Genomic DNA, 19,935 nt, shown 5'->3' with positions numbered 1-19,935 from the left:
TGCTTACATAAATGGGGTAAATAATTGGGCAAACCAGCCACGGAATTTCTGCCAGCCTGTACGGAACTTGTTCCACTCGTCGGGCGTTAACAGCACGCTTTTCTTGGTGTCGCGTATAAACATATCCTGCAGTTCCTTGGTAACCTGCTTGTTAATAATCAGCGCATTCACCTCGTAGTCGTATCGCAGGCTGCGTGCATCCAGGTTGGTACTGCCCACGGTGCAGAATTGGCCATCCACCATCATAATCTTTGAGTGGTGGAATCCAGGCTGATACAGCCAGATGTTGGCACCCTTCTTCATCAGCTTGTGAACGTTATAGAATACAGCATCGGGCGTTAAGGGTATATCGCTCTTGGCCGATACTAGGATGTCGACCTTTACCCCACGCTTGATGGCACGGTGAATAGCCTTTTTTACTGATGGCGTGAGTGTAAAGTAGGGGTTGATAATCTGGATGGAATCCTGTGCATCGTCGAGCGCCGAGATATAGAACTGGCGCATGATCTTATTGGTTTTGTTTGGCTCGCGATTAGCGATACCAACCATCTTGTCGCCTTTGTCCTGACCTTGATAGTATTTGGGATCGTTCAACTGCTCCTTGGTTACCTTCTGCCAGATACGGGCAAAGATATCCTGCAGCTCGTTAACTACAGGTCCCTCAATGCGGCAATGCATATCGCGCCATTCGCCCACCTGCTTGGTGCCCACAATATAGTAATCGGCCACGTTCATACCGCCTGTATAGGCAATACGACCGTCGATCACTACTATCTTACGATGATCGCGAGGCCAAATGTGGTTTACCCAGGGAAAACGCACTGGGTCGTACTCGTGGATGTCGATGCTGTCGGCACGCAGACTCTTGATGTGATGTTTCTTCAGTGGCTGGTTGTTCGAGTCGTTACCAAACCCGTCGAACAGCGCACGTACCTCAACACCCTGCTTGCGCTTCTCACGCAGTATGTCGAACAGCAGCGAGGCTATCGAGTCGTTGCGAAAATTAAAATACTCAAGGTGTACACTGCTCTTGGCCTGTCGGATATCCTCGAACAAAAGGTCGAACTTATCCTTACCCGACATAATCAGTTGTACCTCGTTATGTGGGTAGAAGTTAATACCAACAGTTTTCATTTGGCTCACTATCAGCGAGTCGCTTGTCTGAGCTTTTCCAATCAGAGAAATCAGCAGGAATAGCATGGTGGCTATTCCTGTCTGATGTAGTTTACTTGATATCATTTACGATGTTTCAATCTGTATTCGAGTGGCGTCATGCCGAACTTCTCCTTGAAGATATTGATGAAGTTCTCGGCAGTCATAAATCCAATGTTCGACGCCAACTCACTCATGTTAATATTAGTGCGCTTCAGCAGAATGCAGGCGTGTTTCAGTCGCATGTCTCTCACGAGTTCTGCTGGTGTTTTGCTTGTAAGGCTGCGTACACGGTGGAAGAAAGGTACACGTCCCATTCCCATGGCATTGGCCATCTCTTCCAGACTAATCTGTCCGCGGCTCATATTCTGTAATACGTATTGCTCGATGTTCTTCAGCAGCTGAAGGTCCATAGCGTCCATCATCGAGAAGTCGTTACCGCCACCTTCCTCTTCGTCGTCGATGCCCTTGATACCCTCAGGCAGGTTGCTGGTTGTTGCCTGACTGCGCGGGTTCTTAACCACTGTGTCTACCTTGTTCATGGGGTCGTCGGCACTAACCTCGGTCAGTGCAGTGGCGCTTATCTCGCCAGCATCCATTGTCTCAGTAGCTGTGGTCATACTGCTACTCTGGCCTTCCAGTCGGCGTGTCTCCGCACCCTCAATCAGGTTGCTGTCCATCTGTACGGCACCCAATCCCAGTACCTTATTGAATCGCATCGTGGCCTCCTGCATGTTGAATGGCTTGGCCAGATAGTCATCGGCACTCAGGGTGATATTCTTCGAGCGCATATCCTGAGGTGTCAGTACGGTGTCGGTCATCAGGATAAACTTCATGTTCTGAGTAGCGTAGTTGGTCTTCAACTGGTTACACAGGTCGCTACCAGTCATACCAAACATATCCTGCTTACAAACCACCAGGTCGCACTTAATCTGCTCCAGATCCTCGGCTGCTTTCTCAATGTCGTTATAAACGTGGAAGTTATAAACAAATCTCAGTCGTGCACCAGCAAACTCCAGGAACTCCTCGTTGTCATCAATCATGATAACGGTGAACTTCGAGGTAGGCGAGTCGATAGCAGCACGTGAGTGAGTAGATTCTGATGTCAGAACGTCGCTGGCAATCTCTGGCAACTCAATCTCACCCTTACTGTTGATGGTCAGACGGTCCTGAACCATATTCTTAGCGCGCTCCTCTGGGTGTTCCAGGTTCATCTGCATATCAGCCACACGTGTGATAATCTGCAGCATTTGCGAGTGCAGGGCATTCAGCTGCTCTTTCTCCTCAAGCGTTTTCTCTTTCTCCGACAGGTTACCGATGATCGAGGTCATACGAGCCATAGGCTGTCGCAAGTCGTCGCTCGCAGCCTTAATTTCCTCGCGCTGCAACTGCAGTTCCTTAATCACAGCCTCCTTACGGTGCTTGATGGCTTTAAGCTGATTGATACCTATGCGCCAGAAATAGATGATTACTGCCAGCACAATCAGATAGGCTGTTATCATCCACCACGACAGCAGGAAGTGGCGCTCTACGTTGATTTCAAGCACACGCTCCTGGTTACTTACTGCACCCTCGGCGTTGATGGCTTTTACGTGCAGATAGTACTTTCCTGCCGACAGGTTGTTGAAGTTTACACCATGCGACAGCGCGTCACCATGATGCCAGTCCTCGTCTCGACCTTCCATCCAGTACATAAACTGCAGGCGCTCGCTCTGGTTGTAGTTACCAGCAGCAAACTTGATGCTGAATGTGTTCTGGTTGTGAGCCAGATCGATACGGCTGGTTTCGTTCAGAGCCTGAGTAAGTATCACCTTGCCATGATACTCATGACCGGTAATAATCTCTTCTTCGCCAATAAACAGCTGGGTGAGCATCACACGTGGCAGGTCCTCCTTCTCGGCACCATCTCTGTGCAGTACCCAGTTCACACCATACAGTCCGCCCAGCAATACTTCGCCATCCTGTTTGGTAAGGATAGCACCGGTATTAAACTCGTTGCTCTGCAAACCATCGGCTGTGCTGTAGTTGTACAGACCGTAGTTGTTCACACCGTCCTCGTGGTTACGCTGTATCACAATACGGCTCACACCACGGCTTGTGGTTACCCAGATGCAGTGGTTCTTATCCTCGGCAATACCGCAGATGTTATTATTACACAAACCCTGCTTCTCGGTCAGATAGTCGAGCTCGTCGGTCTCTAAGTTCAGTATGTTCAGTCCCTCGCGAGTACCAACCCAAATCAGTCCGCGCGAATCCTGGAATATCTGTGTAATGTAGTTGTTGGTAAAGCTCTTCAGGTTGGTGCTGTTACCTGTCAGAACCTTCTTCTCGGTTGTCGAGAGGTTCAGGATAATCAGTCCCTCGCTGGTACCTACCAACAGGTTGTTGGCATTGGCATCCTGCTTGTAGAACAAGCTGGTAATGCTGTTGGTGCTCAACTTGCCGTTCTCGCGTGTGTAGCTCGAGAACGAGTTCATACGTGGGTTGTACACCTGCAGACCACCGTTGGTGGCTATCCACAGGTTACCAATCTTATCGCATGTCAGGGCGTTGATATGGTCGTCGATAATGGTGCGAACGCTGTCCTTCGATACCGAGTAGATGGTTGATACGCCATCCTTGATTCGTGTCAGACCATTACGCTTCGAACCAATCCAGATACTTCCATCAGGGGTGTTGCTCATGCACGACACCTTCAAACTGGCCAACTTGCCATCGAAACCTATCACACCTCGGTCGCTTGTACCGTACCAGATAGTGCCATTGGGATGTTGTGCCATAGCGGTTACATCGCCCATCAGGTCGGAACCAAAGCGGTAGATATACTTACCGGTATAGGCCACACCCGATTTCTCGGTACCTACCCACAGCAAACCAGTATCGTCCATATACAGACTCTGGATGCTGGTATGGTCTTTTACCCATTGCTGCTCGTTGATGTTCTTAGGCTGAACCTCCTGATACTCGAAGGTCTTGGGGTCAAAGCGAATCAGTCCTAACTGGTCACTACCAACCCAGATGCTACCAGCGCTACTGGCCATGCCGTTGATGTTACGATCCACACCCAGACCGGTTACACCCAGCTTCTCGCCCATGGTGTAGTCCCAAGTGTCCTTCTGCTTGTCGTACATCACCAGAGTTCCCTGTCCATACAACCAGATGTTGTCATTCACGTCGGCGTAGGCACGCAGCGATTTGGTGCGATGATCTCTCAGTGCAGGTATTCCCTCTTTTACCCAGAGTGTGCTCTGCTGGTGCATCACATCACAGCAGGCTATCTTACCATCGTCGTAAACTATCAGGGCGCCTTCCTTACATTCACTGATTGAGCAAACCACGCCTTGTGGCACACCCTTAGCATCGTCGGTATAACCAAACTCGTGCAGTGTTTGCTGCTGCTGGTTATAGCAAACCACACCCTTGTTAGGGATGGCTCCCCAAAGATTCTTGTGCTTATCTACATATACCACCGATGGGATGGTCTCGATACCCATACGTGCAAAGGCTTGCTTCATATCGCGCTCAAAGCTCTCTGTCTGTGGGTGGTAGATGCAGTAGCCTGAGGCTGTTTCGATGAGCAGGTTGCCATCGAGTGTTTCCTGGATAGAGTTGATATAGCTATCGCTCAGCGAGCTACCGTTCTGTGAGTCGCTCTGGAAGTTACGGAAGGTGTATCCGTCGAAGCGGTACAAGCCTGCTGGGGTACCAAACCACATGTAACCTCGAGAGTCCTTTAATATGCAGTTCACCTGACTGGATGTCAGTCCATCGCGGGCTTCCAGTGTTTTAAACAGATAGGCAGCCACCACTCCTAGTGGAATGATGAGCATTAAGGCGATTAGTATTTTCTTTATAGTCTTCATATCGTTCACTATTCACTCTTCACTAAATCATGCACGAGTAATGGTCAACCACTCCTAGCAGGTGGTTTTCGCCATCGGTAACAAGTACTGAGTGTACTTTGTATTGGTTCATGATTCGTTGAATCTCTGTTATCTTTGTATCAGGTTTTACCATCTTTGGCGTACGTGTCATAATGTCGCTCACGGTACGATCGAAGAACTGGGCCTGCCATTTCTCCATAGCGCGACGGATGTCACCATCGGTAATCAGACCAACAATCTCGTTGTTCACCATCGCGATACCCAGACCTAACTTGGCCTTGCTCACTAAGATGATGGCCTCGCCCAGATGCATCTCTGGTGGCAATACAGGCATGTCCTCTGTACGCATCACATCCTGAGCCGTTGTCAGCAAGCGCTTACCAAGCTCGCCACCAGGGTGGAACTGAGCAAAGTCGCGTGGCTGGAAGTTACGCTTTTCCATCAAGGCAATGGCTAGCGCATCGCCCATCGTCAGCTGTGCTGTGGTACTGCTGGTAGGAGCCAGATTCAGTGGACAAGCTTCTTTCTCAACCTGAACGTTCAGGTGATAGGTAGAATATTTGGCCAACAACGATTTGGGGTTGCCGCTCATGCCGATGATAGGTATCTGCATGTGCAGTACCATGGGGATGAAACGCAGCAGTTCGTCTGTCTGACCTGAGTTTGATATGGCTAGTACCACGTCGTCCTGTGTCATTACACCTAAGTCGCCGTGGAATACATCCAGAGGGTTTGTAAAGAACGATGGGGTGCCTGTGCTCGACAGGGTGGCTGCAATCTTGGCACCGATATGGCCGCTCTTGCCCACGCCTGTTACGATTACCTTGCCTTTGCAGTTCAGAATCAGCTCTACAGCCTTGTCGAAGTTCTCGTCCAGCTGTGGAATCAGACTCAGCACTGCCTCCGCCTCGTCCTTAATACATTGTATTGCGATATCTCTTGTAGTCTTCATTTTAATCCTTTAATCTTCAATCAGCTTCTTTACCAGGGGCTCGAAGTTGGCGAGTTCTAACATGTTGGCTGCATCGCTGAGGCCTTGATCGGGAGTGGGGTGTACCTCGAAGAAGTAACCTGTGGCACCAAAGGCCTTGGCAGCCAATGCCATCTGTGGTACAAAACGGCGATCGCCACCAGTCTTACCATCACTGCCACCTGGGCGCTGAACACTATGTGTACAGTCCATGATAACCGTTGGTACAATCTCCAGCATGTCAGGGATGTTACGGAAGTCAACCACCAGGTTGTTGTAGCCCATCATGTTGCCACGTTCTGTCAACCAAACCTCCTTGGCACCTGCGTCCTTGGCTTTACCTACAGGGTAAACCATATCCTTACCCGAAAGGAACTGGGCTTTCTTGATGTTTACTACTGCACCTGTCTTGGCTGCAGCAACAATCAGATCGGTCTGTCGGCACAGAAAAGCCGGTATCTGAATCACGTCGCATACCTCGCCAACGGGCTTAGCCTGCCAGCTCTCGTGAATATCAGTCAGAATACGCAAGCCGTACTTCGACTTGATATCTGCCAGCATCTGCAGTCCACGGTCGATGCCTGGGCCACGGAATGAGGTAATCGATGTACGGTTAGCCTTGTCGAACGAGGCTTTGAAGATGATGTCGGTACCATGTGTTTTATTGATACTCACCAATTCCTGCGCTACCGTGTCGAGCAGTTCTGCCGACTCGATAACGCAAGGTCCTGCTATGATAGTTGTCATTTTGCTCATAATTATGCTGCAAAAATACGCATTTTCTCTAAATCCGCCAAATTATTTATTAATAATTTTAGTTTTGCCTACGGATTATACGGAAATTACAACTTTTTATCCTTTGATTATGTGTACATCGTGCTGTGGGAATGGGATCGAGATGTGATGCTCGTTCAGCGTGTCGTAAACGCACTTAAGTACCTCGCTGGTAACGTATGTGCGCTTAGGAGCCTCGGCCCAGATAGCCAGCTTGAAGTTCACGCTCGAGTCGGCCATTTCGGTAGCCACGCACTTGGCCTGTTTCTCAGGATCGATATACTGGTTGTGCATGGCGTTTACAGCTGCTTCAACCAAGTTGGTTACCTCTTTCAGGTTCGAGCCATAGGCCACACCGAATGGGATAGTGGTGAGCACATAACCATGATTACGCGTCAGGTTCTTGTAATTTTTAGTGAACAACTGGGCGTTCTGGAAGGTAATCACCTCACCCTGAATTGATTCTATCACCGTTGAGGTGTAGCTGATAGATACCACCTTACCCATGGTACCATCCACATCAATCCAGTCGCCCACTTTTATGCGTCCTGCCATCAGCGAGGCGCCATAGTAGATATTCTCGATGATATCTTTCGAGGCGAAACCGATACCTGTTGATAAGCCGCCTCCCAGGGCAAGCATCCAGTAGATACTGATGTTAAGCAGCGATAGCGAGAACATCAGCCAGATGCCCCATACCAGCACCTGTATTACGTTGCGTCCCATCACCTCCTTGCTGGCGGCTGTAGATGGATCGCTTATCTGATAGTGCATCTTCAGGAATGCCAGAATAGTCTTGGATACGTAACGGAACAGGAACCACGAGTTAATCACCATAATCAGTTTTACCAGCGATATCTGCAGGTTAGGCGTATCGATAACAGGGTACATGAATATTCTTACACACATATCCGTGAGGTTGAACACCTTGGCTGCCCAGTAGATACTCAGCAGGATGGAGTGTACACCCAGTACAGGCATGGCCACTTTTTCAACCAGATAGTACCACCACGTCTGCGTTATGGGCTTGTCGGTCAGTCGTTTACGCTTAGCGTATATCTCCAGGTAACGACTGATACAGGTGATGGTGAGGATACATGTGAGCTGCATAATCCACCAGATGATGAGCTGTACGGCAAACAGCGTGTAACCTATCATCGAGCATACTACCGAAGCTACGAACACGATGAGCGATACGTATGTGTAAAAGATGTCGCTACGTGGAATGTTCTGATTGTGTCGACGTATTACCAGCCATTGCCACAGTGCACACAGCAGCAGGATAGGAGGCAGTACCAGGTTTACCAGCTCGTTAGGAATCAGGATGATGCGACATCCGATAACTATGAATCCTACTGCAATCAATGGTGCGTAGATACGGAAGGCGCTCTTTATCTGGTCGCCTTTCACACGCAGAAGCAACGAGAATAATACCACGCCCAGCAGCCACGAGTACTCTACCAGCAGTCCAGAGGCCATAATCAGGAAGTTCTGATTAGAGTTGTTGATTACCAGTCCCTGTATGATGGCAAAGGTTACCGTAGTGGTAGCCATGATAATGCATACACGCTTTTTCTTGAACTCCTCGGTCTTTACCTTGTTGGGGAGTATGAACTTGAAGAACAGCAGGTTGAGTATGATAGATACGATGACGTAGAACACGATACCCAGGAACATACCGAATATCCACTGCGGACTCCATTGTGAGTTGGCATTGGCATTAAAGCTGTACTTTTTCTGTATGTTGTCGGTCATCTGTTGCCATCGGCGACCTAAGTTCTTTAGCAGGGTGGGGTAGCTGTCGCCACCATTAATGAATATGCTCTGCTGTATGTCCGAATAGCGTTTCTGGGCGTACTCGTTCAGCTCGCTCAAACGGTTTTCGGCTTTTGTGTACAGATAGATGTTTCTACGCAGTATATTGGCGTTCACCTCCAGTTTCTCACGGATGCTCTGGGCCAGTACCAGACAAGAGTCGCGATTGCTGGTACCATATTTGGTCATAATGCGTGTAGGGATACCTTGCAGATGGTTTATCAGACTGTCGTATCTGACAATCTCACCCTCGGTTTTCTCCAGGAAACTGGTAAAAGGCAGTTGCTGTCTATGAAAATCGCGATACTGCTGTGTGGCCTCATGACAGGCATAAGTCAGGTCGAACACATTATCCTGCTGCTGCGAGTACAGCATCAGTGCGTTCTGGTCGGCTCGCTTCATGGTGCCCATCAACTGCTGTATCAGTCGTTTGGCGCGATCCCTGCGTGCTGTCGAACGTCGGTCCAGTTCGTTGTTGTATTGCTTCAGTTCAGTACGCAGAATACCCAACGTCTGTTCCAGATCCTTCTCCTTCAGTACCGCGCCAGCCTCGGAAACGATGGCCAATGCGAATATACAAAATACCAATAATCTTTTCATAATCAGCTAAAGTTCTTTTTATTCTGCTTGCAAAATTACTCTTTTTTTCTTTATTTTCTGCAAGTTCTCCAAATTTTTTGTTACTTTTGCACCAAAATGAACGCTTTAACATTGCTTAGTTATGAAACTGATAGCCGATAGTGGCAGTACAAAGACCGATTGGGTTTGTATTAATGCCGATAACTCTATTCAACCTGTTGAGGCCCATACCGTGGGTCTGAATCCTTTCCATATGTCAGACGACGAGTTCCGTCAGGTGCTTGTGCGCGACCTGCTTACCCAGTTGGGTGATGTAGAGATTACTGATGTATATTTTTATGGTAGTGGTGTGCGCCCTGAGGTTGAGGAGCGTGTAACAGGTTTGCTGCGTGAGGCATTCCCTGCGGCTCAAACCATCGAGGCTCATAGCGATATGTTAGGCGCTGCCCGTGCCTTGTGCGGTCGTACTTCGGGTATAGCATGTATTCTTGGAACAGGTGCAAACTCGTGTGTTTACGATGGTCATAAGATTGTTCACAACACCCCCGCTCTGGGCTATATTATTGGCGATGAGGGTAGTGGTGCTGTGTTAGGTAAGCATTTGATTCACGACATCTATACAGGCGTTCTGTCGCAGCGTGTGCGTAATATGTTTGAACAGGAAACAAAACTCAAATTGTCGGATATTATTGATAAGGTTTACCGTCAGCCACAGCCTAATCGTTTCCTGGCTTCATTCTCTGAGTTTATTCATCGCCATCTCGACGATGATGGTATCCGTGAGATGGTTTACAGCGCTTTCAGTGATTTTGTAAATCTGCATCTTTCTCGCTATGGTCGTCCCGAACTGCCCGTATCGTTTGTAGGCAGTATCGCTTGGTACTATCAGGCACAATTAAGCCTAGTGCTGCAAACACTAGGCTATCATTTGGGTACTATATTAAAGAGTCCCTTAGAAGGTTTGATAACCTATCATCAGGACTCTTAATCATTAGTTCATGTTCAGGCGCTCAACCTCGAAGTCGGCTGCTGAGAACCACTTTGAGTTGTAGGCTTTTCCAGTGAAGCTCTTATCGGTTGTCACACCGAATACCAGTGTATCATCGTCCTTCACCTCGATGGTAACTACTACCTTGCTCCAGCCAAAGCCCTCGCCGTTGTTGGCCTCCTTGATGTCTGAACCCTCAGGAGCATTCTCCCACAGTTCACCACCGCTGTTGCCATAGTGAGGAACCTCAACAAGCTTCAGACCGCTCTTCTTGCTGGTTGTAGTTGCAAAGATGTAACAGCCGTTACCCTCGGCACGTGCGCTACAGATTATGCGGTATGTACCAGGCTCAACAGGCATGCGCTTCTCTGCGTGGTAAACCTGCTGTCCTGCAGGGTTCCAAGCATCCAGATATGCGTGCTCGGTGTCGCCTGTGTAGTACTCGCCCTTACGTACGTAGTTGTCGTTACAGTGCTCGTGCTTAACCAGAGTCCAACCGTTCTTAATCAAGTAGTTCTTGCTAAACTCATCCATCTGTGTGCCCATATAGGTGTTGCGATCCTCATCCTGAGGTACCAGGGCCTTCTCTGTAGCATCGAAAATACGCTTGGTAGTGGGCAGCAATACGCAGAGTGATACCACGAAGATGGCACCTACTGCAATCTGCTCAATACGCTTCATGGGTGCAATGTTGAATGTAGCTCTGCCGATAGCGTGCAGCAGGGCATAGATAGCAGCCAGCAATGTTGTTGCGAGTGTAAATACGTAAGTTGTAAGTACGCCTGGGTTGCTAGCTTCCATTGCGTCAAGTCCAAGTTTCTTGAATGTAAATGGCAGTTCCATTCCCTCTGGAGCCATTCTTACACCGATAATGTCCATGGCCAGCATAATCATGGGTACTACAGCAAAGATGCCGACTGTAACCAGAATTCCAGCCACTACTTTTGTACAAATGCTAATAATTTCTTTCTTATCCATATAGTTGTATAACATGTTTTCAACCTGCAAAATTACATATTTTATTACTAATTTTCTGTATGTTATACCACTATTTTAGAATATTTAACTGAACGCGCGCCCGTATATATAAAAAAGAATCCCGCTGTTTAGCGGGACTCTTGATGATGTTGCGATATACTTGATTACTTTTTAATCTTGTAAATGCGGAAGCTTTTAGCTGGCAGATTATCGTTGATAACCGCAGCCTGCTTGCCTGCCTCTACCTGGCATGTGCCTGGCTGAGGGATAATCTTCTCGGGCTGATCCAGGGTGTTCTCGTCGTCCATACCATCGTGACAGAGTGTGATGGTGTTGGCTGTACGTGCACCCTTGATGCCCTGCAGCTGAATGCTAACGGGCTGTGTCTGATCGCCAGTGTTTACTACCTTCACAATCACCTCGCCTGTGGCAGCATCCCATACGCTCGATGCAAACAGACCGTCCTGACCAGGCTGACCTGCTACAGGTTTCTTGTCCATTGTCAGCTTCAGTACGTTGGTACCCTTGTTCATGGCATAGAGCTGCTGAACATAGTAGCTAACCGACTTGAACATGCGCAGGTTGTCGTACCAGATAGCGTCTGGACGCCACTGCCAACCCTCAACGTGTGCAAAGAGTGGGGCATAGGTAGCCATGTGTACGATGTCGGCATTACGCTCGATACCGGTCATGTGGGCAGCCTCCAGCAATGATGTATAGTAGTGGTTCCACTTGTGCTTGTTGCTGCCGTGACAGGCATACTCGCCAGCAAATACCTTTGGACCCTTGCGGTCGTATGAGTCGTAACGCAGTCCGTGGCTCAGGAACCACTCCTCGTTGCGATAGTAGTGCTCGTCGTACAGGTCAACCTTCAGCTCCTTCATACGAGGCTGCAGCAGGTCGAAATCCCAACCCTCTGAGTTAGGACCTGTGGTACCGATGAGCTTGATGTTTGGATACTTCTTACGGATGGCATCGCTGAACTTCTTCAGGCGTGCTGTGAACACAGGTCCAAAACCGCCATGTGCCTCGTCGTAGTCCCACTGCTCGTTACCTACACCCAGATACTTCAGGTTGAATGGCTCTGGATGGCCCATCTCGGCGCGCACCTTACCCCACTTGCTGTCGGCAGGACCGTTAGCAAACTCAATCAGGTCGAGTGCATCCTGGATATATGGCTCCAGATCCTCGAGTGCTACGTGTACACCAGGCTTGGTAGGATCAGGGTTCTGGAACTGACAAGAGAGTCCGCATGAGATGACTGGCAGTGCCTCTGAACCAAAGTCCTCGCACAGCTGGAAGAACTCAAAGAATCCCAGACCGTAGCTCTGATAGTAATCAGGGAAGTAACGGTTGGTGAATGTATAGTGCCAGCGGTTCTCGTTCAGTGGTCGGTTCTCAACGGGACCTACAGTGTTCTTCCACTGGTAACGTGTAGCCAAATCGGTACCCTCAACGATACAGCCACCAGGGAAACGGAATACGCCTGGGTGCATATCGAACAGGGCCTGAGCCAAGTCCTTGCGCATGCCGTTCTCGCGACCCTTCCAGGTGTCGGTTGGGAACAGACTTACATGCTCTACATCGGTGGTTACCTTGCTATCTGCCCATACGCGCAGGTGCGCCTTGGCAAAGGTAGTCTTTGGCTTCAGTGTGGCTGTGTACTTCTTCCACTCGCTGCCGCTAACCTCTACGCCAGCGTTGCACAGCTTCTGGTCTTCGCCCATGGTGGCATTGTCAACCAGATCAATCCACAGCTTGGCCTTACCGCCATCAGGTACACGGGCCCAAAGCGAGAGACGGTACTCCTGACCGCCCTTAACACCCATGCCGAAGAATCCGCGATTCTCAATCATCGAGTGCTTGTCGCCATGACCTGTAGGCGCCATACGTACGTAGTGAGGATTACGCTCAAAGGGTCCGTCGTCCTTGATGGTTACGTTGCCCGATACATCCCATCCGGCAAAGTGGTTGGGGTACTCAAACGAGCGGTTCATCACCAGTTCGGCATACAGTCCGCCATCAGCCGCATAGTTGATATCCTCGAAAAAGATACCGTACATAGTGGGCTGTACGGGTGCCCCTAATTTCTTGGTGTTCACGTCGAGAACGTGAGTCTGCGCTCCAGCACTCATACTGGCTGCAAGCAGCAGGATTGTTGATAAATGTTTCATATCTCGTTTTGTAATTAGTTGTCAGCGGGCACAAAAATACATAAAAATTCTGATATTAGTGTAGTTTATACGAAAAATAACATTTTATGCCCGAAAAAGTTTGGCGATTTCGCAGAAAAACGTTACTTTTGCGGAGGATTTTCCAAATAAACCTATTTAGAATGACTTTGAACCATTGGGCTAAATATATCTTATGTACTGCTACACTGTTGGTTACGTTGCCTGCGGTGTCTCAGACTGACTTTTGTAACGACACGGCTAAGCATAGCAAGCTGCGCGATGCGATGTGGGCCGCCTGCTCTCAGGACGACTCTCATAAGGTGTATGCAGCTTGCTGGGCTTATCAGGCTCATTGCATAGAATGTAAGGACAATACCGGCTATTACGACTCGTGGGTATGCGGTGTGATGTATAATCTCGACCGCTTGAATATTCACGATGCCTACCATATTGCCAACACCATGAAGGACGACCTGGTACGCCGTCGTGATGTGGCTAAGGACGAGCAGTATCTGGCGCCCAAGATGTTAGGTCATGTGTATAATGCCTGTGGAAATATTCCTGGTGCCCTGAAAGAGTTTGAGAAGGCTATCGAGCTGATTAAAGGTACCAAGTACGAGAAGGACGGACTGAGCTTCCTGTACTTAGGTATGGCGCACATACAGCTTAATAACAATAGTGCAGAAACGCTGAAATGGCTTGATAAGGACTTAGAGGAGCTGGCACGCAATAAGGATCAGAAGGACTATTGGCGTGGACTGACCGATGCCTATGCCATGAAGGCCATCGTGATGTTTAAAAAGCGCAGGTACGCCGATTTTCATAAGTATATCGCTCTGGCCGAGCAGTCGGATGCCAAGAATGCCAATCCTCAGGGCGACATCTTCCTGCCCTATGCCCGTATCTATCAAACGCTGCTCAATGGCAATGCCCAGGCAGCCTTAGCCGAGGTAGAGAATCTGTCCAACCTGAAAGAGCGCTATCTGGTAAGTTGCGATATCTATACTTATTTAGGCAATACGGATAAGGCTTTCCTGTTGCAGCGTGAGCTGATGCATACCCGCGACTCTATCACAGGTGTGATTATAGCCGAGAACATCCAGAATCAGGAAGAGGAGATGTTCCTGTTGAACCAGAAGCAGAAGGCTGCCCGTATCATGAACATCGTATTGGTGATAGCCATGGTGCTGGCCTTGATGCTGATAGTTGCGCTGGCCTTATCGATCTATGGTCGCCGCCGCTACCAGGAGATGCTGCTCACCAAGAACAAGGAATTGAAACGCGCTTATAAGCAGGTGGCTGCAGCCGATGAGATGAAAACCGATTTTATCCGTAGTGTGAGTCACGAGATACGTACCCCGCTCAACATCATCAATGGCTTTACCCAAGTGCTGATGGAGCCTAATGCCGAGTTTGAGCCCGAGGAGCGTCAAAGTCTGGCTGACACCATCGGTAAGAACACCCGTCAGATTACATCGTTGGTTAACAAGATGCTGGCTTTGGCTAATGAGCATACCAAGGACCTGCTGAAGGATGTAGAGGAAACCGATGCCCTTGATATCTGCCACAAGGCCCTGAGTGCCATGCCACCAGTTAATCCCGACCGTGTGAGCCTGGAACTGGTAGATCAGGCCGAAGGTCATAGCAAGACGCTCACCACCAACAGCGACAGCTTGCTGCAGATGTTGGGCAACATTCTTGAGAACTCGGCTAAGTTTACCGACGACGGCTATATCCGTCTTATACTCAGCAAAGATAAGAACTACTTCCACTTCACTATCGAGGATACCGGTTGTGGTATTCCGTCGGATAAGATTGGTACCATCTTCAACCGCTTTACCAAGGTAGATGAATTCAAGGAAGGATTAGGACTGGGACTGGCCTACTGCCACGAAACCGTGGCCAAGTTAGGTGGCACACTTGTGCTCGATCAGACCTCTGCGGCTGGAACCACCTTTACACTCAGTTTGCCAATTAAACTTAAAACAAATAATTAGTTATGAATCAACAAACAGAACAAGGTAGCAAGGCCTACCTCATTTCAATCGTGATGGTCGCCGTACTTGGCGGTCTGCTGTTCGGATACGACACTGCTGTTATATCCGGTGCAGAAAAGGGATTACAGGCGTTTTTCAAAACAGCGCAGGATTTTGATTACACCGACGGCTGGCATGGTTTTACCTCTGCCTCTGCCCTCATCGGCTGTATCATCGGTTCTGCCATCTCTGGATTCCTGGCCACTAACCTGGGACGTAAAAAGTCGCTTATCGTTGCCGGTTTGCTGTTCTTTATCTCAGCACTCGGCTCAATGGACCCTGAGTTCCTGTTCTTCGAGTACGGTCAGCCCACTTACACACTGGCTCTGATGTTCAACTTCTACCGTGTTATCGGTGGTATCGGTGTAGGTCTGGCTTCGGCCATCTGTCCTATGTACATCGGCGAGGTTGCCCCTTCAAATATCCGTGGTATGCTTGTAAGCTGGAACCAGTTTGCCATTATCTTCGGTCAGCTGGTAGTTTACTTCGTTAACTTCTTTATCCTGGGCGACCACCTGCAGCCACTGGTTGAGGATATCGGTAAGCAGATTGCCGAGATTACCCCTGCTGCACAGTGGACAGTTACTACCGGTTGGCGCTATATGTTTGGTAGCGAGGCTGTACCTGCAGGCTTGTTTGCACTGCTCATCTGCTTTGTACCCGAAACTCCACGTTACCTTGTTTCTATTGGCGAGGATAAGAAGGCCGAGGGTATTCTGGCTAAGATCAACGGTACAGCCAAGGCTCAGCAGATTCTGCAGGATATCAAGGATACCATGGTTGTTAAGACCGAGAAGCTGCTCACCTACGGTGCGCTCTGCATCTTTGTGGGTATCATGCTCTCAGTATTCCAGCAGGCTGTAGGTATCAATGCCGTGCTTTACTATGCACCACGTATCTTTGGTGATATGGGAATGGATAACCCCATGATTCTTACTGTATTTATGGGTATTATTAATATTACGTTCACCCTGGTGGCTGTGTTCACCGTCGAGAAGTGGGGACGTAAGCCTTTGTTGATTAGCGGTTCGTTGGGTATGGCACTTGGTGCCTTTGGTGTGGCAGTTACCTTCGGACATGCCGGACTCGAGATGCTTACAGCTGCATCGCTGTTGGTATATTCGGCTTCGTTCATGTTCTCATGGGGCCCCATCACCTGGGTGCTCATTGCCGAGATTTTCCCCAACACCATCCGTGGTGGTGCTGTAGCTATTGCTGTGGCATTCCAGTGGATTTCAAACTTCATCGTCAGCTCATCGTTCGTGCCCATGTTCAACATGCACCTGAGTGAGGGCGACGACTTTGGTCACTGGTTCACTTACGGACTCTATGGCATTATCTGCGTAGTGGCAGCCCTGTTTGTATGGCGCCTTGTGCCTGAGACCAAGGGTAAGACACTCGAGGATATGAGTAAGATGTGGAAAGATAAACTCACTAACAAATAACTTTTTGACACATGAAAAAGATTTTAGTAGCTGAAGACAATGACAGCAATTACGTACTGATGACGTATCTGCTTAAGAAGGATTTTGAGTTTGAACGTGCCAAGAACGGTCAGATTGCAGTTGAGATGGTTGATGCCAATGCTTACGATCTGGTACTGATGGACATTAAGATGCCTGTCATGGACGGCTTGCAGGCCACTCGCCAGATTAAGGAGAAGCATCCCGAGCTGCCTGTTGTAGCCCTTACGGCCAATGCTTTTGATAGCGACCGTACAGCTGCCGAACAGGCTGGATGCTGCGGCTTCCTCTCAAAGCCCGTTAATCGCGATGAGTGCATGGCGCTGCTTAAGAAACTGCTTGGAGATTAATAGAAAGAAAAAGGCTTGAGTCGGAATGACTCAAGCCAATTCTAAATCAAATGCCTGCTGTAGCTTTGCTACGGCAGCATTTTTTTCTGCCATCTGTTCAAACTGTTCGCGTCGTGATAGTATCTTCACGTGTTCCGTTTGTTCGGCTACACGAACAGTTATCTGTATCTGGTTGTTGTGCAGATATACCTGCAGTGTTTTGGCAATGCTCTTCTGGATATCCTCAATCTCTTGCTTGATCAGCTCGTTATCCACCACTACCTCAACCGTAGGAAACTCTGTTATCTCAGGGTTCATGTTCTTCATGCGGGTAGCAATACCGCTCAGTTTCTGTGGCATACGGTTACACATGGCCATCCACTGGAATTCCAGATCGGTTTGTGTAAACTGTGCATCGGTAACGGCATCCTGTCCGGTAGGCATGTTAATCGATCCTGGGATGATCTGCATGCCGCCCTTCTGCGGTCCATTATCCTGCTGGCGCAGTTTCTTCCATGAAAAGCCGATGCCACCCAGCGATAGCTTGGGCTTGGCATTGCTTGTAGTGCTTGCCTCGCTGGCAGTGGTGCCAGCCGTCTGGCTTTCGCCAGTTGCTTCTGCAGTAACAGCTGCAGCAGCCGATACAGCAACTTTAGCCGCAGCTACCTGTGGGGCTGCGTTCTTGGGCTTCTGTTGCTGAATCATGTTCTTAAACAGGGATTTCAGTCGTCGGGGCTTGCGCCCCGCACTCGCGCCGTCCTCCGCTGGCTGTGTTATCTGGGCTATCTCAATCAGTGTGAGCTCTACCAGCAGGCGCTTGTTGCTCGACTGGCGGTAGTTAATATCGCACTGGTTCATCAGCTTCAGCGCGTCGTACAGGAATGTTATCTGGCATTTTTTTGCCTGCTCCTCGTAGCGTGCTCGCATCTGGTCGCTCACCTCCAGCAGTGGCAGTGTCTGTGGGTCGCGTGCCATCAGCACGTTACGCACATGCTTAGCCAGACCCTGAATCAGCAGTCCGCCGTCAAAGCCTTTGTTAATTACGCCGTTCAGCAGCACCATAATGTCGCTCACCTTATTATCTATGGCCAGGTCGATAATCTTAAAGTAGTTCTCGCTATCCAGCACGTTCAGGTCCTCAATCACCTTCTCGTAGGTGATGTTGCCCTGACAGAACGATGCTGCCTGGTCGAAGATAGAGAGGGCGTCGCGCATACCGCCATCAGCCTTCTCGGCAATCACTGCCAATGCCTGCTCCTCGTAGGTAATGCCTTCCTGCTCGGCCACATGCTTCAGGTGGTCGATGGTGTTGCGTATGGTCATACGCTCAAAGTCGTATATCTGGCAACGGCTCAGGATGGTAGGCAGTATTTTATGCTTTTCGGTGGTGGCCAGAATGAATATCACGTGTGCAGGTGGCTCCTCCAGCGTCTTCAGGAATGCGTTGAAGGCGGCTGTTGAGAGCATGTGTACCTCGTCGATGATAAACACCTTATACCTGCCCAACTGCGGTGGAATGCGTGTCTGCTCCATCAGGGTCTTGATGTGCTCAACCGAGTTGTTCGATGCGGCGTCGAGCTCAAAGATGTTCAGCGATCGCTGCTCGTTAAAGCTCTGGCACGATTCACACTCATTACAAGCCTCGCCCTCAGCCGTAGGGTGCTGGCAGTTGATGGCCTTGGCAAAGATACGTGCGCAGGTGGTTTTACCCACACCACGCGGTCCGCAGAACAGATAGGCATGAGCCAGCTTCCCACTCTTCACTGCGTTCTTCAGTGTAGTAGTGAGGGCCGCTTGACCTACCACTGTATCAAAGCTCAGCGGACGGTATTTTCTGGCCGAAACGATATATTCCATATTGCTCAATTTAATTTCTTGGTGCAAAGATAGTGAAAATTAGGCACGAATTGCACGAATTAACACGAAATAATAAAAAAAATCGTGTAATTCGCGTAATTCGTGCCTAAAAAAATGTAACTTTGCAGGCAAATTGATGAGCTTATGAAAGTTTTGTTGAGTATTAAGGCTTATGCACTGCAGGTGTGGCGCTCGGTTTACTTCAAGTATGCCGTGGTTTGTATTGTAGGTGTGCTGCTGGTAGGTTTCCTCGACGACAACAGTCTTTGGAGTCATTTCAAGAACCGTCAGCGTATTGCCGAGCTCACAGAGGAGAAGGATCAGTTCGAAGCTGATTTCAACCGCGATCAGGCTCAGATCAAGGAGTTAGACCGTAATCCCAAGGCTATCGAGAAGATAGCGCGCGAACGCTACTTCATGAAGGCCGACGATGAAGATATATTTGTATTGAGCGATGATGATCGCGATGTAAAACCGTTAGAGACTAATGAAAGAGTTGAATAAACTGCAAACCGCCATCTTTCTGTTTGGCGGTATATTAATGGCTGTTGGAGCCGGTACTACATTATTAGGGTGGGGCAGTGCCCCTTATATTTTTGCCATCGGCGCTCTGGGCTTCAGCTCTATGCAGATGCAGCAGCGTTACGAGGGTCAGAACTTCACCATCCGTCGCCTGCGCCGCATGATGCTGCTCAGCGATGTGTTGTTCCTGGTGGCAGCCCTGCTCATGTTTGCCAGCAAAGGCAACTTTTTAGGCTTGAGCTATATTACCTATATAGAATATGTGTATAACAAATGGGTAATAGTGCTCCTGATTGCCGCTCTGTTGCAGCTTTATTCTATGCACCGAATTGGTAGTGAACTCGAAAAAGAGGCAAAAAAATAATTAAAAGATTGCGCATTTGTTTTAAAATGCGCAAAATTATTTTCATACCT

The 19,935-nt window shown here is 49.0% G+C and carries 14 protein-coding genes; 6 read left to right on the top strand and 8 right to left on the bottom strand.

What is annotated here, in order from left to right:
* Window positions 1–3 precede the first annotated feature (3 nt).
* The 5 genes from PRU_RS08435 to PRU_RS08415 all read right to left on the bottom strand — a co-directional run bounded on the left by PRU_RS08435 (window position 4) and on the right by PRU_RS08415 (window position 9,195).
* Window positions 4–1,239 (bottom strand): phospholipase D-like domain-containing protein, encoded by a 1,236-nt coding sequence (locus tag PRU_RS08435; RefSeq protein WP_013063519.1) that lies wholly within the window; start codon window positions 1,237–1,239, stop codon window positions 4–6.
* The gene (locus tag PRU_RS08430) at window positions 1,236–5,015 is read right to left on the bottom strand and encodes a two-component regulator propeller domain-containing protein (protein WP_013064516.1); all 3,780 of its coding nucleotides are present in this window, start codon (window positions 5,013–5,015) and stop codon (window positions 1,236–1,238) included. The genes PRU_RS08435 and PRU_RS08430 overlap by 4 nt, the downstream gene beginning before the upstream one ends.
* 22 nt (window positions 5,016–5,037) lie before the next feature.
* A complete protein-coding gene (locus tag PRU_RS08425; RefSeq protein WP_013065130.1) occupies window positions 5,038–5,988 on the bottom strand; it encodes a KpsF/GutQ family sugar-phosphate isomerase in 951 nt (316 codons plus the stop codon).
* Window positions 5,989–5,997: 9 nt separating this feature from the next.
* Entirely contained in the window at window positions 5,998–6,762 is a 765-nt protein-coding gene (gene kdsA / locus PRU_RS08420) for a 3-deoxy-8-phosphooctulonate synthase (protein ID WP_028907204.1), read from the bottom strand.
* A 96-nt stretch (window positions 6,763–6,858) separates the two neighbouring features.
* Window positions 6,859–9,195: a mechanosensitive ion channel domain-containing protein gene (locus tag PRU_RS08415; protein WP_013063902.1), complete on the bottom strand. Its 2,337-nt coding sequence runs from the start codon at window positions 9,193–9,195 to the stop codon at window positions 6,859–6,861.
* A 121-nt stretch (window positions 9,196–9,316) separates the two neighbouring features.
* Between PRU_RS08415 and PRU_RS08410 the strand changes: the two genes are divergently transcribed.
* Window positions 9,317–10,162: a hypothetical protein gene (locus PRU_RS08410; protein ID WP_013064891.1), complete on the top strand. Its 846-nt coding sequence runs from the start codon at window positions 9,317–9,319 to the stop codon at window positions 10,160–10,162.
* Between the two features lie 3 nt (window positions 10,163–10,165).
* Here the strand turns inward: PRU_RS08410 and PRU_RS08405 are convergent, their stop codons facing one another.
* Window positions 10,166–11,140: a hypothetical protein gene (locus PRU_RS08405; protein ID WP_041385984.1), complete on the bottom strand. Its 975-nt coding sequence runs from the start codon at window positions 11,138–11,140 to the stop codon at window positions 10,166–10,168.
* Between the two features lie 164 nt (window positions 11,141–11,304).
* Window positions 11,305–13,314 carry an alpha-L-arabinofuranosidase C-terminal domain-containing protein gene (locus PRU_RS08400; protein WP_013063036.1) on the bottom strand — a complete coding sequence of 670 codons (2,010 nt, stop codon included), beginning with the start codon at window positions 13,312–13,314 and terminating at the stop codon, window positions 11,305–11,307.
* Window positions 13,315–13,475: 161 nt separating this feature from the next.
* On the opposite strand from PRU_RS08400, the gene PRU_RS08395 reads away from it, so the two are divergent.
* The 3 genes from PRU_RS08395 to PRU_RS08385 are packed head-to-tail and all read left to right on the top strand — an operon-like array spanning window position 13,476 to window position 17,163.
* The gene (locus PRU_RS08395; protein WP_013065040.1) at window positions 13,476–15,311 is read left to right on the top strand and encodes a sensor histidine kinase; all 1,836 of its coding nucleotides are present in this window, start codon (window positions 13,476–13,478) and stop codon (window positions 15,309–15,311) included.
* A gap of 2 nt (window positions 15,312–15,313) precedes the next feature.
* The gene (xylE, locus tag PRU_RS08390; protein WP_013065642.1) at window positions 15,314–16,795 is read left to right on the top strand and encodes a D-xylose transporter XylE; all 1,482 of its coding nucleotides are present in this window, start codon (window positions 15,314–15,316) and stop codon (window positions 16,793–16,795) included.
* A gap of 11 nt (window positions 16,796–16,806) precedes the next feature.
* Complete coding sequence (locus PRU_RS08385) at window positions 16,807–17,163, top strand: response regulator (RefSeq protein ID WP_013063336.1); 357 nt, start codon at window positions 16,807–16,809, stop codon at window positions 17,161–17,163.
* A gap of 30 nt (window positions 17,164–17,193) precedes the next feature.
* Here PRU_RS08385 and PRU_RS08380 read toward each other — a convergent pair whose 3' ends face one another.
* The gene (locus tag PRU_RS08380; RefSeq protein ID WP_013064648.1) at window positions 17,194–18,999 is read right to left on the bottom strand and encodes a DNA polymerase III subunit gamma/tau; all 1,806 of its coding nucleotides are present in this window, start codon (window positions 18,997–18,999) and stop codon (window positions 17,194–17,196) included.
* A 144-nt stretch (window positions 19,000–19,143) separates the two neighbouring features.
* Here PRU_RS08380 and PRU_RS08375 point away from each other — a divergent pair, with 144 nt between their 5' ends.
* Complete coding sequence (locus PRU_RS08375; protein WP_013065368.1) at window positions 19,144–19,503, top strand: FtsB family cell division protein; 360 nt, start codon at window positions 19,144–19,146, stop codon at window positions 19,501–19,503.
* On the top strand, window positions 19,487–19,885 hold the full coding sequence (locus tag PRU_RS08370; RefSeq protein ID WP_013063039.1) for a hypothetical protein: 399 nt from the start codon (window positions 19,487–19,489) through the stop codon (window positions 19,883–19,885). The genes PRU_RS08375 and PRU_RS08370 overlap by 17 nt, the downstream gene beginning before the upstream one ends.
* The last annotated feature ends 50 nt before the right edge of the window (window positions 19,886–19,935 follow it).

It is taken from the genome of Xylanibacter ruminicola 23 (assembly GCF_000025925.1).
Taxonomy (GTDB): domain Bacteria; phylum Bacteroidota; class Bacteroidia; order Bacteroidales; family Bacteroidaceae; genus Prevotella; species Prevotella ruminicola.
The sequence above is the reverse complement of the archived record's forward strand: the minus strand, read 5'-3'. Positions and strand labels throughout refer to the sequence as shown.

Bases quoted from the DNA above. Each gene is read 5' to 3' on its own strand.
- PRU_RS08435 (WP_013063519.1), bottom strand. From the start codon at position 1,239: ATGATATCAAGTAAACTACATCAGACAGGAATAGCCACCATGCTATTC.
- PRU_RS08430 (WP_013064516.1), bottom strand. From the start codon at position 5,015: ATGAAGACTATAAAGAAAATACTAATCGCCTTAATGCTCATCATTCCA.
- PRU_RS08425 (WP_013065130.1), bottom strand. From the start codon at position 5,988: ATGAAGACTACAAGAGATATCGCAATACAATGTATTAAGGACGAGGCG.
- kdsA (WP_028907204.1), bottom strand. From the start codon at position 6,762: ATGAGCAAAATGACAACTATCATAGCAGGACCTTGCGTTATCGAGTCG.
- PRU_RS08415 (WP_013063902.1), bottom strand. From the start codon at position 9,195: ATGAAAAGATTATTGGTATTTTGTATATTCGCATTGGCCATCGTTTCC.
- PRU_RS08410 (WP_013064891.1), top strand. From the start codon at position 9,317: ATGAAACTGATAGCCGATAGTGGCAGTACAAAGACCGATTGGGTTTGT.
- PRU_RS08405 (WP_041385984.1), bottom strand. From the start codon at position 11,140: ATGGATAAGAAAGAAATTATTAGCATTTGTACAAAAGTAGTGGCTGGA.
- PRU_RS08400 (WP_013063036.1), bottom strand. From the start codon at position 13,314: ATGAAACATTTATCAACAATCCTGCTGCTTGCAGCCAGTATGAGTGCT.
- PRU_RS08395 (WP_013065040.1), top strand. From the start codon at position 13,476: ATGACTTTGAACCATTGGGCTAAATATATCTTATGTACTGCTACACTG.
- xylE (WP_013065642.1), top strand. From the start codon at position 15,314: ATGAATCAACAAACAGAACAAGGTAGCAAGGCCTACCTCATTTCAATC.
- PRU_RS08385 (WP_013063336.1), top strand. From the start codon at position 16,807: ATGAAAAAGATTTTAGTAGCTGAAGACAATGACAGCAATTACGTACTG.
- PRU_RS08380 (WP_013064648.1), bottom strand. From the start codon at position 18,999: ATGGAATATATCGTTTCGGCCAGAAAATACCGTCCGCTGAGCTTTGAT.
- PRU_RS08375 (WP_013065368.1), top strand. From the start codon at position 19,144: ATGAAAGTTTTGTTGAGTATTAAGGCTTATGCACTGCAGGTGTGGCGC.
- PRU_RS08370 (WP_013063039.1), top strand. From the start codon at position 19,487: ATGAAAGAGTTGAATAAACTGCAAACCGCCATCTTTCTGTTTGGCGGT.